Here is a 15,947-nt window from a genome sequence, read left to right as displayed (position 1 = left end):
ACTTCTTTTACGTTAAGCGTTTGCGAAGGCGAAGCGCATTAATAATCACTGACACTGAGCTTAACGCCATGGCAGCTCCTGCAAGCATGGGATTTAGGAGTAAGCCTATGACAGGATAGAGCACCCCCGCAGCAATGGGCACGCCAAGGGCATTATAAATAAAGGCAAAGAAAAGATTTTGATGGATATTTTTAACCGTTTGCTGCGATAACTCATAAGCCACTACAAGTTGACTTAAGTCACCGGTAAGTAGCGTCATGCCAGCACTTTCAATCGCCACGTCACTTCCGGTGCCCATGGCAAGTCCAATATCCGCTTTTGCCAACGCTATTGCATCATTGACGCCATCACCTGCCATAGCAACTATCTTCCCCTCTTGCTGTAACTGGCCAATCAGTTTACTTTTTTCATCCGGAAGCACTTCGGCAATCACGTTTTGAATGCCGACTTGTTTAGCCACCGCATTCGCTGTTATTTCGTTATCGCCTGTAAGCATAATCACCTCAATGCCTTTCTTCATGAGTGATGCGACTGCCTTGCAACTTGTGTCTTTGATAGGGTCAGTGACAATAAACACGCCTGCCAATTGCTTGTCTACGGCTAAATATAAAAGTGTTGCACCTTCTTTTTGTGCGTTTAAAGCCTCTTTAGGCACCTCATCTAGCTTAACCGATAACCAGTGACGATTGCCAATGGCAACCGTCTGCCCCTTGATTTGCGCCTGAGCACCTTTGCCGGTGACGGCCATAAAGTCAGTAGCTTCAATAAAAGACAGTTTTCGTGCCTGGGCTTCACTTCGAATGGCTTTTGCTAAGGGATGTTCGCTGGGGTGCTCTAAGGATGCAGCAAGCCTTAACAGAGTTTCTTCCTGCCAAGTCCCAATGGGGATAATCCTTGTTAAGACAGGGTGACCTTTGGTCAAGGTGCCTGTTTTATCCACCACAAGTGTTGTCATTTGTCGCAAGCGCTCAAGGGAGGCAGCGTCTTTAATTAAAATGCCACGTCTTGCGCCTTCTCCAATACCCACCATAATGGACATCGGTGTGGCGAGCCCTAATGCACAGGGACAGGCAATAATCAGCACAGAGATTGCCGCCATCAGTGCAAAACCCAAAGCAGGCGGTGGGCCTACAAAAAGCCAGACAATAAACGCGATAACCGCGATAAGGAGAACAACCGGCACAAACCAAGCGGATACCTTATCAGCTAATCGTTGAATGGGGGCCTGACTGCGTTGGGCATCACTGACTTGCATAATAATGCGAGCCAGTAACGTGTCTTTACCAATGAGAGCAGCCCTCATGATAAAACTTCCCTCTTGATTTAATGTACCCCCAATGACTTTTTGACCCGGCTCTTTAATAACGGGCATAGGCTCACCGGTTAGCATGGATTCATCCACATGGCTCTGCCCACTCATTACCTCACCGACCACTGGAATTTTTTCACCAGGGCGGACCATTAATTTATCACCGACGTTGACAGCTTCAAGTGAAACTTCTTCTTCCTGCTGATGTTCATTTAATCGACGCGCCGTGGTGGGTTTAAGATTAAGCAACGCCCTAATGGCGTCACCCGTTCGCTCTCGCGCCTTAAGCTCTAATACTTGTCCTAGAAGAACTAAGGTTGTAATCACAGCCGCTGCCTCAAAATAAACAGGCAACATACCTTGGGCTTTAAATGCGGCGGGAAGCAATTGGGGAAATAAACTAACCCCGACACTATAAACCCAGGCAACCCCTGTCCCTATGGCAATTAAAGTAAACATATTTAAATGACGCGTTCGAATCGACTGCCACCCTCGCACGAAAAAAGGCCAACCGCAAACCCAAACCACAAAGGTAGCAAGGAGTGCTTGCGTCCAAAGAGAAACGTAGTAGGGTATATAAGACGTTAGCCAATGCTCACCCATCGCGAGCACCACCACAGGAATACTAGCAAGGCAGGCAAGAATAAAGCGCCAAAACATATCACGGTATTCATGATTTTTTTGTGCGTCTAATGTGAATTCTTCAGGCTCAAGCGCCATACCACAAATAGGACATGTGCCTGGCTTCTCTTGCCGTACTTGAGGATGCATGGGACAGGTATAAATAACAGTTGAGGAAGCAGGTCGAAAATCAACCTCTTTTACAGGTTGCGCACAGCAACTGTGCGCTTTTGTGTCATGTTGCACATTGTGTTTAGCAGTCATAACTCACCTCAATCATATTTTTTAAGAAGAGTCATAATTTCATCCATTTTTTCTTGTCTTGACTCTTGACTGCCATGGCAAGCAGCCTCGTTTAAGCAATTTAAAACATGGCGCTCAAGCACACTAAGCTCAATTGTTTTTAATGCATTACGGCTAGCGCGCAGTTGCGATAGGATATCGACACAATAACGATTTTCCTCAATCATGCGTTTAATCCCTTCAAGTTGGCCAATGGCACGATTTAAGCGTGATAATTCATTATAGTGGTCTGGATGTTTTGCCATGCGATTTCTCCAATATACCCCTATAGGTATATACCCCATGGGGTATTTTGTCAAATTACCGCACGCTTTACTCGGTCAAAGAAAGCTTAATTTTATTAAAAGTAATGTCATCATAATTTAGAGCTACAGTTAACTGCTTTGAAAGAAGCTGGTTGCGATCGTATTTATCCGGGAAAAAATTTCTGATGCAAAAAATATAGCCCTAGATTAGAACGATTAATTAAACAGTTACGCCTTAACGAGATAATCGTTATTTGGAATTTAAATCGATTAGGCAAATCAACCCAGCATTTATTGGAATTAGTAGATTATATAAGAACTGCAAGAGGCTTCATTTTGCTCTTTTCCTGAACCATGGCAGATACGACTTTGTCATTTTATAGCATTCCAGATAAGATCATTACGCCAATTACTATCAATTCCCATTAAATGAATGGGAACTAACGGCGTCATATGTTTTTCAAATAATTGGTATAATCTTTCATTCCATAAGGATTTTGGCGATATGGCTTTATGGAAAAGATTTAACAGTATAATCTGTTCTTTTAAAGTACCTGGAGCGCAGTTAGCATCTGTTAATTCTTTGATTCTTCTTGGTTTATAGACAAACCACCTATCCCAAAGCCTTAAATGATGTGCGCAAATATTTCTAGTATATCGCAGTGCTTCAATGGATGACTCAACAATATTGGGGTGCTGATTAAATACGGCTGATATTCCTTTTTTGTCTTGATGATCTTTTAAGTAACGAAATAAGCTCGTGCATTTTCCAAAAGATAAATATTCAAAGAGCATCCAACTGGGAGGAAATTCTGGGGAATGATATTTTTTATAAAAGTGTTGAATACTTCCTTCTGTTTTACCTCGACCGCATAACAATTCAATTTCTTTTTTAAACTCTTCAGAGGGACTTTTATGGGTGCGTTGATTTTTTTCAAACCAGGATGATTTAAATACATTTTTATCAATATACCACCATGCCCCATAGCGCTGGGACAAAGTATTAACTAACGATGTTCTGAGTGCTACTTCGATGCGCTCCAACGCATCTAAAAATAACAGTCTAAGTTCGCGATCAAATATGTAGAGATCCCAAATATCATCAAAGTTAATACCCGGATGTAGGCTATGGGATATTTGATCGCTTTCAAATGGCTTAAGGTAGGCGGAAAGTTGGTAGTAGCTTACTGTAGAAAGGCGATGACGGCATACTTGTTGGTCTGAGATAGTAAGGCCACGGTCTTTTAATAAAGTAATTTGTTCATCTAATGAGGTGGGAAGCTTTGTAAAATGTTGCTTAGTCATAAAAAAATAACCCGCCGAGGTCCGCATTGTTAAGAGGCGTGGCGGGTTTGGATACTCTAATTATATATCAAAATACTACGCCAACGCAAAATTATTTTAATTTTGTAAAATTAGTTATTTCTAGTTAATAATATTGTCTGCTTTGAAATCCGATGTAATTGAGAAAGTAATCGCGATACATCAATTAATATGAATTTCTATACAGTTATTTATGAGATCATACCGTCTAGTTAACTAAAAATTATTTTTTTGATGCGTTGAAAGAAACTTACAATTTTTCTAGTTTTATTAACGCTATTTTTATCAAATTCACTAACGGTAATGTTAACACGTTCTGGGGGAATTGGCTCTGGTTTATTCATATAAATTTGGTTATTGTTAATGGTAGATGAGTTTTCAAAATCTCTTATATAATAAGTTTCATTATTAGAAATTTTCTTTCGTAAAGAATCATTAAACTCTTGAACTAACTTAATCCTTGAGTTGGTAATGATAGTAAGATCTAATTCCCAGATAAATTGATTTCTTTCTGCCCATAAATCAAACGCGTCCTTAATGTGTTTTTGAGCATCTAATGCGCTCATTCCTGTAACACGCATTAGGTGTTCGGTCGCTTGTTTTTCTCGTCCCTTGATTTGAGCTAAGCCCATATGAGTTGCTTCATGATATGGTTTGCATAATGCAATAATTCTTCTCAATTTTTGAATTTTACGTTCTTCATCAAAATGCCAACGTTCGTGAGCATCTAAGAGTGATTTTTCCTGACAACATTCACATTGATAGCCAGCTCTTGCGTAAACAAATTTACGAAGTCTGTCCCAATCTGAAGGATCAACACATTTTCTGACATTAGTAAACCAGCAAGATTGAGGAATAAGATCGACAAACAATTGATTGCCACCAAAATATCTGTCTTCGCCAATTAGCTCTAAAATAGACTCTTCTTGCTGAAACGGCCATCTTTCCGTAAGTTCTTTTCTTCCATCTGGGGAATACCATAATCTTTTTTCAGGGTCCCAACGAGCACCAAATTGCTTTGCTTCTTCTTTTTCAGAATAGGGAACAGAGAGATAAATACGCACGTTTAAACTAGGTAAGGGTTCAAAGCTTGTGATAATAGCAATTTATCACAAACACGCAATAAACCTGCGCTTATAAAATAAAACTAAATAAAAGAACAAGGAAATCTCAAGGATATTTAGACAAAAGAATAGGAAATAGATCGCAGCACACCTTTCGCATTGGAATGCAAATTTTTAACTATTTGATTTTATTATATTAATAATAATAATTTAAAGATATCTGCGAAAACAATTTCAATAGATCAAATAATATTCAAAAAGAATATAACAAGCCCTTATTATTGCCAAAATAGCAGCCAAAAATATATGCATATTTGCTTAAATTGATAAGCATAAAGTATGTTATGTTATGTGCCTGTGCATGTATAATAAGGTTTTTAATGCTCATAAGTTTAAAATATGTGGTGTTCATACAATCTGCATACCCCACTTTCACATAAAAGGATAAATTTATGCCAAGAATTACAATAACACTGCCTAAAGTCACGCATGAAAAATTGCAAAAACATGCAGAAGATAATGATGTTTCACTCTCACAGACTATTGCCAAAATGGCCGAAATTGGCCTCATCGTTGCCGAACGAAGAGAGACCAACAAAAACCCTGAAAGCCAGTTCTCTGAAATTGAGAAATATTGCTTTAAGTTAATTATTCAAATGAATGGGTTATTAAAAAATATAGCCCAAAGTCAGCTTGATTATGGCTCGGATGAATTTAAAAAATTGGCTGATGTATCACTTGATCGCTATAATCAACTGGTGCATGTCTACCCTGATGGGTTATGAATAACTATATCTCTAAATCCATTTCTCTTTGCTCGATTTTCTGCTGAATTTCTTTGCAGTTTTTCGTTAAATCAATTGAGCTAATATCGTTGGCTGGTTTATGGGTCTTGGTATTAAGTAAAGAAATATCAACATGATTAGCCAACTTCATTTCTTTTTTAAAGAGCGCATTGGCTTCATAAATCACCCAATCAAGCTTGTTTGTTTGAGTTAAACCAAGCTCATTCTTAACAGCTTGTATTCCTTTTAATTGGTGCACATCATTCCAATCCGTTTTTTCTCTTCCTTCAATATTTTTTGGAATCATTATTTTGGCATTCATTCCATTTTTTTGAAGATGCTCTTGCACTTCGGACGTTATTTTTAGGGTATTACTTTTAGCATTCGAATCGTTATCTCCAGCAATAATAATTTCATTAGGATGAAAGCTTTTAATCAGTGCAATTAAGTTTTTTAAGTTCGATAAACCAAAAGAAACCAATACCGTGGAGTCAGGATTTGCCATGGCAATTGTGGCACCCGTTTCGGGTCCTTCTACTAAATAAAGTGCTGCACGCTTTTCACCTTTTTGAAGAATTCCTGCACTGCCTTCAATGCACCCTTTAGACAGTTTAGCATGCTCCATAAAGTTATTTTTACAGCCTGTTTTTTCATCTAAGTAAACGCGCTGAACGCCTGTGATTTCGCCTTGTTTGTTCTTAGCTGCAATCAATAAAGCAGGTATTTTATTGATTTTATCGTAGAGCTCTCCATTATCGTTGATTGCTTGCCATAAAGCGCCTTTAGGCCAGAATAAGACATTTAATTTTTCTGGATGCTCTATACCACGATGCTCTTTTAAATACTTTTCTGCCAGTGTTCCTTTAATTGGAACGCCACCTTTGAGAATACTTTTAGCTGATATTATTTTGTTTTTTTCTTCACATGGCTCGCTTAAGTTATTCGATTTCTTTTCTCTAGTGATTGGAGAAACGCGTGTTAATCCTGAGAGGCCAGCAAGGGCTGCGCCCTCCTTTAATGCGTCCTGAAATGTAAGCCCCCTTTCCTGCATCAATGCCGAAAGTGGGTTCCCGCCACGACCTGCCGAAAAGTCATACCATAGCCCTGCTTTACGTCCTTTCAAAGAAACAATAAGTCCTCCGGAGTAACGCATCTCTTTCGAGGTTACTTTCTTAGGATTTCCAAAAATTGCATGGTATGTTTCTCGGGGATTGTTCATTAATGCTTCTGTGATTTGAGCTGCATCATAAAAATGTTTTGATTGGTTTAATTGAGCCTTTTCAGCGAGTTTATTAAGCTTAAGTGCTTTATAGGTATTATCCAATTCATAGCGGCTTAACAGGGTTTTCTCGTCTTTTGTAAAATTAAGCGTTGATGTTTGTGCCGCTTCAATGGCTTGTCTATACAAGGCTTCATTGTTAGAAACACGCTGTAAATCATTTTCAAATACCGTCCAGGCTTTATGCCACCGGGCAGACTCCTGTTGATTCATGCGCGCTCCACGACGCGCCAATTGATGAAGAAGATTAGTTTTCGTTCGATTTAATTGATTAATTATTTGTAATCTCGCCTTATGCTGTCTTGCTTGCTGCTCTATTTTGAGTGGGTCAATTCTTTCCCGCACAAAAAAATTTTGAATGTCTAATTTTTGATAAATGGCAAAGGCTAAGTTATCTCGTTTGGCTGTTAAACGTTGTGCCTCGATAAACTTACCCTTATTAAGTGGCAGGCTTTGCTCTTTGTCGGAAAAGATAGATTTCCAAGTCTGACTGGCTTTTCGGCTCGTTACTTTATAATCTATGATTTTTAAAAAATCATCCTTTTGCGCATCATTTAATTCACTGATAAAGTCACCTCGTGCTTTAATTCGCATCAGCGTATTTAATGCTTTGGTATTAACACCAAGCGCTTTAATAAAGGGATAATGCCCTTTAATATCAGAGGCGATGGATAAAGCGGTTTCTCTTTTTAGCTTAAAGTTTGACGTAGCCTGCTTAAATCTCAAGACTGTTTCTCGCTTGTCATGACGAGCGGCTTGTTGTTTGATTTTTTCTTTGTCTATCTTGAAAAAATGCAAAATTTTATCAAAAGAGGGGTTATTATGAACCGTTGCGGCAATTTGGTTTCTTAAAACAGCGATTTCTCTTTGAGATTGTTCTACTCTTTCTGGAAGTGTCCTCCCTATCTCTAGGGCATCAAGTGTGCTTGCAAAATGAACGGCCAATTCTTTATTCAGCGATTGATAGGTTTTAACAGTATCAAAAAGGGTTTTTTCTTGTAGATTTAAGCTTTCCCTAAAAGAATTTTCTTCACCCCTTTTGACATGTTGGTTGATTTCACGCCATAGACTATCCAGAGGCTTTTTTGTTTTTTCACTTAAGCGAATTAAATGAGGATGAACGGCTTTAGATTTGCTTTTAAGAAGGGCTGCAAGTGACTCTTTTGACTCAAACTGCTCTTCACTGAAAAACGACGCCACGGTGCGTGCCATTTGATGCTTTTCTGCGTGAGTGCTTAAGTTTTTAAGCCTGACTATTGCCCGCTCCTCCCCTTTTTCAATGCGATATTGTGACATACCCAGTCGATTGAGTAGGCCTATGGAAAAATGATGAAGATAGGGTTTGTATTCTTCGATATTTTCCGCAATTAGGCATGCGAGCGCATTTCGCGTTTCGGCTTGGTCAAACGCTTTTGATTTTTGTAAGGCACACTTATTTCCATAATGAATTGATTTCCATGCCCTCTGGGTTTCATGACAAGCCTTAAGATAGGCTTTGACGGTGAGTACTTTTTCTTGCTCTTCAGGTTTAAGTTCCTTTAACAGCTTCATTGTTGCGAGCTTCAAAGCGTCTTGTCGTATTGTGTTTTCAGAAACAACCAGCTGATGTCTTGCCATACGTTTAAGATCATTGTCTGTAACGATTTGCCAGGCCACCTTAGAAGCAACAGCTGTTTTGTGCTTCTCTTTAGCATCGCTATATTGATTAATCAGAGTTTGTTTTCGCGCCAAAACTTCTTCGGTGATTATTTTTTTATCCAAGACTGCTCTTATGTTGATGGCGTTAGGGTTATCTGTAAAGTAATGAGCATGCTTTTTTAGCGTTTCACTGTTTACATAATTTAGAGCGGATTTTTTAGTGTCCTCATTGTGCTCTAGCGCGTTTAATAATTGATTTTTATCATCGGTAATCAAGGTCATTTTCGATATGGCGCGCGAAATCTGAACGTAATAATTTCTAAGCGTTGCTGAAAACTTATTGTAGGATTCTATAAGACCTAAAGCGTAGGTTTTATCCTTGCCCTGGACTTTCATATTGGTCAGTACATAACCGTGGTCAAGATGCTGTAATTCCCGTGCATCAAGTGAAAACGTTTTTGTTTCATCATCTTTTTCAAACTTAAGCGTTATGTTCTGCTCATCAATGGTAACAACAGAAGCCAAGGATGAATTCACAAGACCTGCCTGATTGTTATTGCGAGTGATGAGCACCTTATCATGTGCGCAAAGCGCAAGTGAGGTTGCCTCATAAAATTCAATGGGACGATTTAATCCCGCACGCGAAGGGGTGTAAAAAGGTAAATCCTTCAAATGCAGGATGACTGATTTGCCTGAACTTGTCACCAGTGGTACGGTTTTATTCTTTTGATGTTTTTCAGTTATGACTCCCACGGTCAGGTAGTCGCGTGGCTTAATGCCAGATTTTGGAAGCTTTAGGTTGAAGCGCAGCACATCACCCTGTTGATAGTATTGAGTATGATGATGTTGGACTTCTTCCATCGCGCGAGCCTTTAACGTGTTAATCAGGTACTCTTTACCCGTTAATGTTCCCTCTTGTTTTAAACCATCACGCAGGATGGAAGTAATATCACGACGGTTCGCATGGGTCGGCGCAAAGACTAGTGTTTTTTCACGAACGGGTTTGGAAAGATTTAGCCAATGATAGGCTATCGCCTTAATACGCTCGTCATGGGATTTAAATTCCCTCACTTCATCCAGTTTTTGCAGAGAGTCGTATAAATCTCTATTAATCGCATCACGTATAGATTCTTTTGTTTTAACGTTGGTTTGCCGAATAATATCAGTCATCTTGATTGTAGATATCCCATACTCCTGCGCTTGACCAAAAATACGGCCACATTTGACACTTGAAAGTTGCGAGTCATCGCCGGTTAATAAGAGTCTTGCCCCTTTTTGCTCAATTAATTTGATAAATTCATGGCCTTGAGTGGTAGAGAGCATGGACGCTTCATCCAAAATATACAGGGTGTTATTCAAGGCGTTCTTGGGTGCCTTCAAAAGCTCCTGATGCACAATTGGAAAAACATCCGAGCGAATGCCTGCCTTATCACGAAGCTCGTTAACCGCAGAGCTTGTGACGGCGATTCCTCTCGTATCAAATCCTTTGGCATCTGCAAGCGTTTTGGTGAGTCGAAGTAGGGTTGTTTTTCCAGTACCCGCATAACCCTGAATTGCATTAAAGCGATCGGTTGAGGTAAATACATGCATCAATGCCTGCTTTTGCGAGACTGTTAAAGGGAATGGGGAGCTTTCTTCATAGGCAATCTGCGCTTGAAGTACTGCATGGGTATTGGCCATGGGTTTTAATAGACCTTGATTGGATTCAATACGAGCAAGCGTTTCTGTTTCTAATGTTAATGCCCATGGGGTAGTCAACATAGAACGTTTCGTTAGGGGATCGGTTGCCTGATAAAGCAACCCGCTCTTAACGTGAGTATTAATCATGGCATCAATTACCTTAATTGGGACAATTGGCTGTCCTGCAAGAGTATGTTTAAGAGCGGCTTCCTTAAGCTGCCTTAACTCAAATACACTGGTTTGGCTTGAAAGGGTTTCTATGGCAACAAAAACTGCCTCCTTCGCCTGCAATGTAATTAAATCTTCCTTTCCATAAAAGCGCTCGAATAGACGCTCTTTTATTAAGGTAAACAAACCAAAAACCTTTTCTAAGTCACCTTTATGTAAAGCAACAAAAGCAGGCGCATCAAAGCCCAGCAGCTTAGCTCGCTTTTGCCAATCAGCTTTGAGCACGTTAATATCATGCTCTTCCTTAGCATTTCGAGTTAAGAGGGTCGCTTTACTTGCAAGTCGCGCGCCTTCCCAGCCCTTTTCCTTCATTTTGTCTTCAATATCAGCTCGTCGTGTGGAAAATTCTTTTAACACTTCCTCAGGCACTCCATCGATTTCAAACATCCCTTTTCCTACATCGCGCAGTCGATAACCTTGCTCTTTTAATAGATTGGCAAGTTCAGTGCGATATAAGAGACCCGCATAAGTCACATGCTGCTGCAATTGTTCAATGACGCCGAAATTTCCAGTCATATCCGAGGCGAGCGAGCGCGCTTTGCCATCAACAGGCGTAAAGGTGATGTTCATGGTAACGCCATGCGTATGCAGTGCTGGGTCGTTTGCCCGCGAGGAAGGCTGCCTAAATGCGGCTACCACCAAATTGCCGGTATCAACATAATGCACACGGCCATCAATAACCATACGGGCTTGCGCAAATTCTCTCTCAATAAGCCCAATGGCTTTTTCAACGGCCTTATCATGGAGTTGGGAAAGCTTACTATCCGCGCCAAGGCCGGACAAAATGGAAACGCTTTTGGGCGCAGAAAAAGTCATGTCAAAACCAGGACGATGCTCTCCTTTCTTATTCTTTAAAATTTGACCATTGGGAAGATGTCCTTCAAGCAAGCGAAGAAAGACTTCTTTTTCCACAAGCCCTGTCAAGCCCAAACGTTTAGCGCCATCTCCTAACCATCTAAGTGCTTGTGCGTCACCTGCATAGTAATTAAAAGCAGCTGTATAATAATCGGCAGCACCATGCGCTGATTTAAGAGGCTGTACGCTTAACATCTTCGCTCCTTAGACTTCAAATTCAACATCAGCGGGTTGTTTGTGGTGGTGCTTTGGCGTGCTACCTTCATCTATACTCTCATTTAAGCTTTCTTTAACGGCCTTTTGTAAGGTTTCATTAATAGTGAATTGACGCTCAACAAACCCTTTTAAGTATTTGGTGCGATGTTGAAGTTTAAGTTTGAGTTGTGTGATGGGATAGTTTCCTGGAAGGCGAACAAAACAGGTTAAATCTTCCAACTCCAAAATTTGAGGATAGGACACAATGGGACGTGTAACACGCTGGCTGCCAAGCGAGATGCCATCTCGAATACTGTTAGCGCCATAGGAATAATTTTCTCGTGATTCTTCAATTTCCTCTTCCCCAAGCTCACTGGCAACCAAACGCGCCATCTCTGCACTTGGACTTCTAAAGAAAAAGCGGGTATTTAGTAAATCAAACAATTCTTTTGCGCCACCGGATTGACCATAGACTTTGGTAAGCTGAGCAAAACTTTGCATACCTAATAAAAAGCAACCACCGAACTTTCTGACTTCTGCAATGGTTTCACCTAAAAGCGGCAGCTTATGAAGGCTTGGCAACTCATCGCAAATAAACCAAATACGCCGCTCTGAATTAGGGGTAAGGCTTAACAGCGTTAAGGAAGCCATGGCCAGCCACATCGATATCAGGGGTTTTAATGAATGGTGCATTTCGCCATTGGATGAAATAAAAAGCCAGCCGTTATGATGTTCATTTAAAATGTAATCACGAATAGAAAACGGGCTTGCCCCCTCACAGTTCAATCCCGATAAGGTGGTAAGTGATTTTAAGTAGGTGGTAATGACTGAGCGAATGGAAATTGCAGTTTTTTCAATTTTACCGCTAACGAGCGTTGCAGCAGGCGTTCCCTTAAGATAATTCTCCAAATGAGTAAATTCACCGGTTAATAAGAGCTTAAGCAGTTTTTCAATGGAGCGATCGTTGTCTTTGCGCATTTTAGCAGCAGCAGAGGAAAATACAGTACGGGCCGCATTGACCCAAAAAGGATCGGAATCGCCATGCATCGGAATTAAACTTTCTGCCATGTTTTCAAAATCACAATCACGAGGTGCCTCACACCACATGTCCCAATTAGGGCATCTTGCATCAAAGGGATTTAGAATGACATCTTGATGTGCATCAAAGTAATGAGGAATAAAAGCGCACCCCTTATCATAAACAATCACTCTATCCCCCCTTTTGCGCAGTACGTCCATAATTTTCATAATGAGTTGACTTTTCCCTGTACCTACCGTTCCATGCACCAAAAGATGTTGAACCTCGCTATGCGCTTTAAGCGGAAATCCGTCAATAGTGATATCAGAGTTTTCCTTTTTCTCTAAGATTTGTTGGGTTACATTCTCGACTGTGTCTATGCGGCTGCCACGAATAAACTGATTAGCACGCTGCGCTTTTCCCCTGCGAATAAAATAAAAGGCAAGACAAAGTCCTAAAACAAACGAAAGGGCAAAGGCTGCTAATGAAGACTTTCCTAATAAATTCACCATGTGATTGGCATTTTCTTTGTAATAAGAGTAATGCAAAATTGACTCCACGGTTTGTTGATAGTACGTACCATGAAAGGGAAGCAGGAAAGTATGCTTTTGTCCCACGAGATTTAAAAAACTTGCATAGTAATATGCAATAGCTTGGCGTAACTTCTCAGGAGATGTGACTAACCAGGTGATTAAGCCGGTTAATACCACCCAAAGAAAAAGACAAAGCCAAGCAAGCGTTTTAGTAATTTGATCCCACATCCGAAGATTGTGAAAACTGATTTGTCCGCCACGAGTATAATGTTTGAAATTGGGCTCCTCACGCATGATGTTTGTTCCTTATCATCTTTTTTTAGGCAAAGCAGTAGCTAACATTGCCTGAAAAATGGTTAAAATTTATTCTTTTTGCGTTTTATTTTTTATTTCTGAGCTTCTTCTATTGAGACAGTTTTTCCTTTAGAAAAAAATTCATTGAATAGAGTAAACAGGCTACTAAAGCCAATGCGGCTTAATTCCATGTTGACCACAATATGAGTCGCTCCTAAACTCAAGAAGAAAGACAGTACCAACATAAAAAAAATCTGCTGTTCAGAAGCATAACTGCCAAACAAGATACACAAGGAAGCAAACACTCCAAAAAACATTATCGAAATGTGGCTGCATTTCCTTCTTATTAACGCACCAGTCTTTAATTTTTTCTCCAGATGAAACTGAAATTGAACAAAAAAGCTTATTGGAGTTAGCAAGAAAAACATCGCAACTGTACTTAGAAGTACAGCAGCAATACTTGAGTCAAGAAGCAATTTGGACCAGATAATCGGCTCTTTGTCATCACTCATAACATAGCATAGCGTTAAAAACAGGATTATAAACATCCGCCATATCCCGCTAAAAATCCCCTTTAAAAGTCCACCATAATAGAAACGAGCAGGAATAATCTCTGGGTTTAGCACTTTAATCGTTTTCATATCCTCTGCTATGGCTTGCTTTAATTGTTTCGGATCCACTCCACTCTCCTTTTTTGTGTAATTTCTTGTCTTCGAAGGGCAGATGCATATTCTCTGGCACTACCACATTTTTTTGAGCATTCATCATGCCTTCTTGTAACTTCAAATCCTTTTCCTTCATTAGATCATGCTGATCTGAGTTAAGCAATTGCTCTCCTTGTTTCAAATTTTCAGGCAAAGCACTCTGCTCATAATGCACCTCGTGCTGAAATGAGCTAAGCTCTTTTTCATTAATGCCAACCTTCATTGACTGTGCTTGCTGAACAAATTCCTCGCTGTTTTTTTGATAGCGATTACCTAATTGATTCTCTTTGGTAATCAAATCACGCTGTTCTTTTTGGTAAAATGATTCAATCTGTGATTGATGCTCTTTGTTACCGAATTGGGTAATTAACTCATCTCGTTTTGACGCAATAAAATCCTGACCTAAAGACTGAATCTTGCTTAAAGATCGGCTATCCCCGGGATGGCTAAACAACTCATCGCGTACTGCCTCACCCAGTCGTTGTGCCACATAAGATGGAAAGGCCTGATTTAAATCAGTGGTGATTTGAGAGGAATGAGATTCTACAAAGCTTTTCGCATTTTGGATGCGCATCGCCTTTGCAAGGGAAGCATCCAAATTACGGCTGGCGGTTTCCGCCTCTCGCAGATCAGTACCCAATTGATTAGACAGTGAAGAAGCTTCTGAATGACTGTCATCAAAATGATGATTTTGAGAAAACTGCTTCACATAGCTCATTGCGTCATTAAAGTCACGCGATTCACGAGCTGAAAGAGCGCCATCCATACCAGTATGGTATTTATCCTGATTTGTAGAGTTACGATCAAATTTAAGATGCGCATCAGCGCCTGCATGAAAACCCGTACCCAATTGCGCAAGCTTGCCCCAGATACTGCCCTGACTTTTAACACCAACTTGCGCGCCCCAACCACCACTAGTCAAATGAGTCAGTGCGTCTTCACGACTCACACCTCGGCGGCGTGCTACATCTTCTGCAATATGACTAATGGTTGATAACGCCTTGGAGTATTGCCCGGTCTCACTTTCCGATATGCCATCCCCTAAACGCATGTCATGTCCAGCCAATTGCGATAATTGCAACGCCCGATGAGCAAAGTTAGAGAGTGAACTTTGATAGTGCGCCGATTCATTTTTTGCTGCTTGTGTCGATTCCTCAAAGGCTTGATTAAGCGACGCACTTAAACCTTCCTGGGCGTTAATCGATACCGCCCTTCTCGTCATTCCAGGACTAACATCAAAGACCCTATCGCCACTGCCTGTAATAGTTTTTAATACGCCACTTCCCAATTGCTCTGTGTGCATGCCATGCAGGTGTGTCCAGTTAGAGTCGTGTTTGTTGGCTGAAAAATTATTAGCTGTAGTGTTATAAAAGCTAGTCTGTCCAAGTCCAAAGGACGCGCTCGCAGCCTCCCCCGCCACTGACATACTAGAGCCTTGCATATGACTCATCATGCTGGTTGCGAGATTGCTAAAGGCGCCGCCTAAATTAGACACTAGCCCATGCGATAAGAAGGGAATGAGCATCATCAAATACCCGCATGCCCCTGAAACATCGGCATGTAACTCATCAATTTTATCAAGATTGACCATCGTAAATTGACCATACTCACCAGACGATGTTGCCCCATAAATCGTCATGCCGGCATTTAAAATTGCAAAAAGCACAGGCCAAAATTGCAAAGAAATAAAAAACTGCATATAGCCATAAAGAATTTTTATACCGCCTGGTAATGTCGTTAATGCAATAATCAAAGGAAACACACCAAACAATAAAAGCGTGAGACAGGTATGGGTAATGGGTAAAATCCAAAGCGCTTTTTGGCCTAAAACTTCCCAACTCCAGCGGTGTTGAACTTGGGATTTGGTAAATTG

10 protein-coding genes are annotated in these 15,947 nt (G+C 40.5%); 2 read left to right on the top strand and 8 right to left on the bottom strand.

The features are described 5' to 3' along the window. Positions 1 to 7: 7 nt before the first annotated feature. Both E1P04_RS16045 and E1P04_RS16040 read right to left on the bottom strand, forming a co-directional pair. Complete coding sequence (locus E1P04_RS16045) at positions 8 to 2,194, bottom strand: copper-transporting P-type ATPase (protein ID WP_131783890.1); 2,187 nt, start codon at positions 2,192 to 2,194, stop codon at positions 8 to 10. Positions 2,195 to 2,202: 8 nt separating this feature from the next. After that, positions 2,203 to 2,478: a metal-sensitive transcriptional regulator gene (locus E1P04_RS16040; RefSeq protein WP_115329707.1), complete on the bottom strand. Its 276-nt coding sequence runs from the start codon at positions 2,476 to 2,478 to the stop codon at positions 2,203 to 2,205. A 219-nt stretch (positions 2,479 to 2,697) separates the two neighbouring features. Between E1P04_RS16040 and E1P04_RS18145 the strand changes: the two genes are divergently transcribed. Then, positions 2,698 to 2,829, top strand: coding sequence for a recombinase family protein (locus tag E1P04_RS18145; protein ID WP_345788926.1), 132 nt, complete (start codon positions 2,698 to 2,700; stop codon positions 2,827 to 2,829). A gap of 21 nt (positions 2,830 to 2,850) precedes the next feature. Here the strand turns inward: E1P04_RS18145 and E1P04_RS16030 are convergent, their stop codons facing one another. Beyond that, on the bottom strand, positions 2,851 to 3,783 hold the full coding sequence (locus tag E1P04_RS16030; RefSeq protein WP_165482826.1) for an Abi family protein: 933 nt from the start codon (positions 3,781 to 3,783) through the stop codon (positions 2,851 to 2,853). Between the two features lie 230 nt (positions 3,784 to 4,013). Then, positions 4,014 to 4,865, bottom strand: a complete 852-nt coding sequence (locus tag E1P04_RS16025) for a DUF5710 domain-containing protein (RefSeq protein WP_207386052.1) — start codon at positions 4,863 to 4,865, stop codon at positions 4,014 to 4,016. Between the two features lie 452 nt (positions 4,866 to 5,317). On the opposite strand from E1P04_RS16025, the gene E1P04_RS16020 reads away from it, so the two are divergent. Further along, a complete protein-coding gene (locus E1P04_RS16020; RefSeq protein WP_131783888.1) occupies positions 5,318 to 5,650 on the top strand; it encodes a hypothetical protein in 333 nt (110 codons plus the stop codon). 4 nt (positions 5,651 to 5,654) lie between these two features. On the opposite strand, the gene mobF is transcribed toward E1P04_RS16020, so the two are convergent. From mobF to E1P04_RS16000, 4 genes are all read right to left on the bottom strand, one after another. Beyond that, the gene (mobF, locus tag E1P04_RS16015; RefSeq protein ID WP_131783887.1) at positions 5,655 to 11,525 is read right to left on the bottom strand and encodes a MobF family relaxase; all 5,871 of its coding nucleotides are present in this window, start codon (positions 11,523 to 11,525) and stop codon (positions 5,655 to 5,657) included. A gap of 9 nt (positions 11,526 to 11,534) precedes the next feature. Continuing rightward, entirely contained in the window at positions 11,535 to 13,370 is a 1,836-nt protein-coding gene (gene traD / locus E1P04_RS16010; RefSeq protein ID WP_131783886.1) for a type IV conjugative transfer system coupling protein TraD, read from the bottom strand. A gap of 92 nt (positions 13,371 to 13,462) precedes the next feature. After that, a complete protein-coding gene (locus E1P04_RS16005) occupies positions 13,463 to 14,050 on the bottom strand; it encodes a hypothetical protein (RefSeq protein WP_131783885.1) in 588 nt (195 codons plus the stop codon). Further along, on the bottom strand, positions 13,998 to 15,947 hold a 1,950-nt coding region (locus E1P04_RS16000; protein WP_131783884.1), incomplete at its 5' end, for a conjugal transfer protein TraG N-terminal domain-containing protein. The genes E1P04_RS16000 and E1P04_RS16005, both read right to left, overlap by 53 nt.

The sequence above is a fragment of the Legionella gresilensis genome, from assembly GCF_900639865.1.
GTDB classification, from domain to species: Bacteria; Pseudomonadota; Gammaproteobacteria; order Legionellales; family Legionellaceae; genus Legionella_C; species Legionella_C gresilensis.
This window is presented reverse-complemented; position numbering and strand designations above follow the sequence as displayed.

Bases quoted from the DNA above. Each gene is read 5' to 3' on its own strand.
- E1P04_RS16030 (WP_165482826.1), bottom strand. From the start codon at position 3,783: ATGACTAAGCAACATTTTACAAAGCTTCCCACCTCATTAGATGAACAA.
- E1P04_RS16020 (WP_131783888.1), top strand. From the start codon at position 5,318: ATGCCAAGAATTACAATAACACTGCCTAAAGTCACGCATGAAAAATTG.
- mobF (WP_131783887.1), bottom strand. From the start codon at position 11,525: ATGTTAAGCGTACAGCCTCTTAAATCAGCGCATGGTGCTGCCGATTAT.
- traD (WP_131783886.1), bottom strand. From the start codon at position 13,370: ATGCGTGAGGAGCCCAATTTCAAACATTATACTCGTGGCGGACAAATC.
- E1P04_RS16040 (WP_115329707.1), bottom strand. From the start codon at position 2,478: ATGGCAAAACATCCAGACCACTATAATGAATTATCACGCTTAAATCGT.
- E1P04_RS16045 (WP_131783890.1), bottom strand. From the start codon at position 2,194: ATGACTGCTAAACACAATGTGCAACATGACACAAAAGCGCACAGTTGC.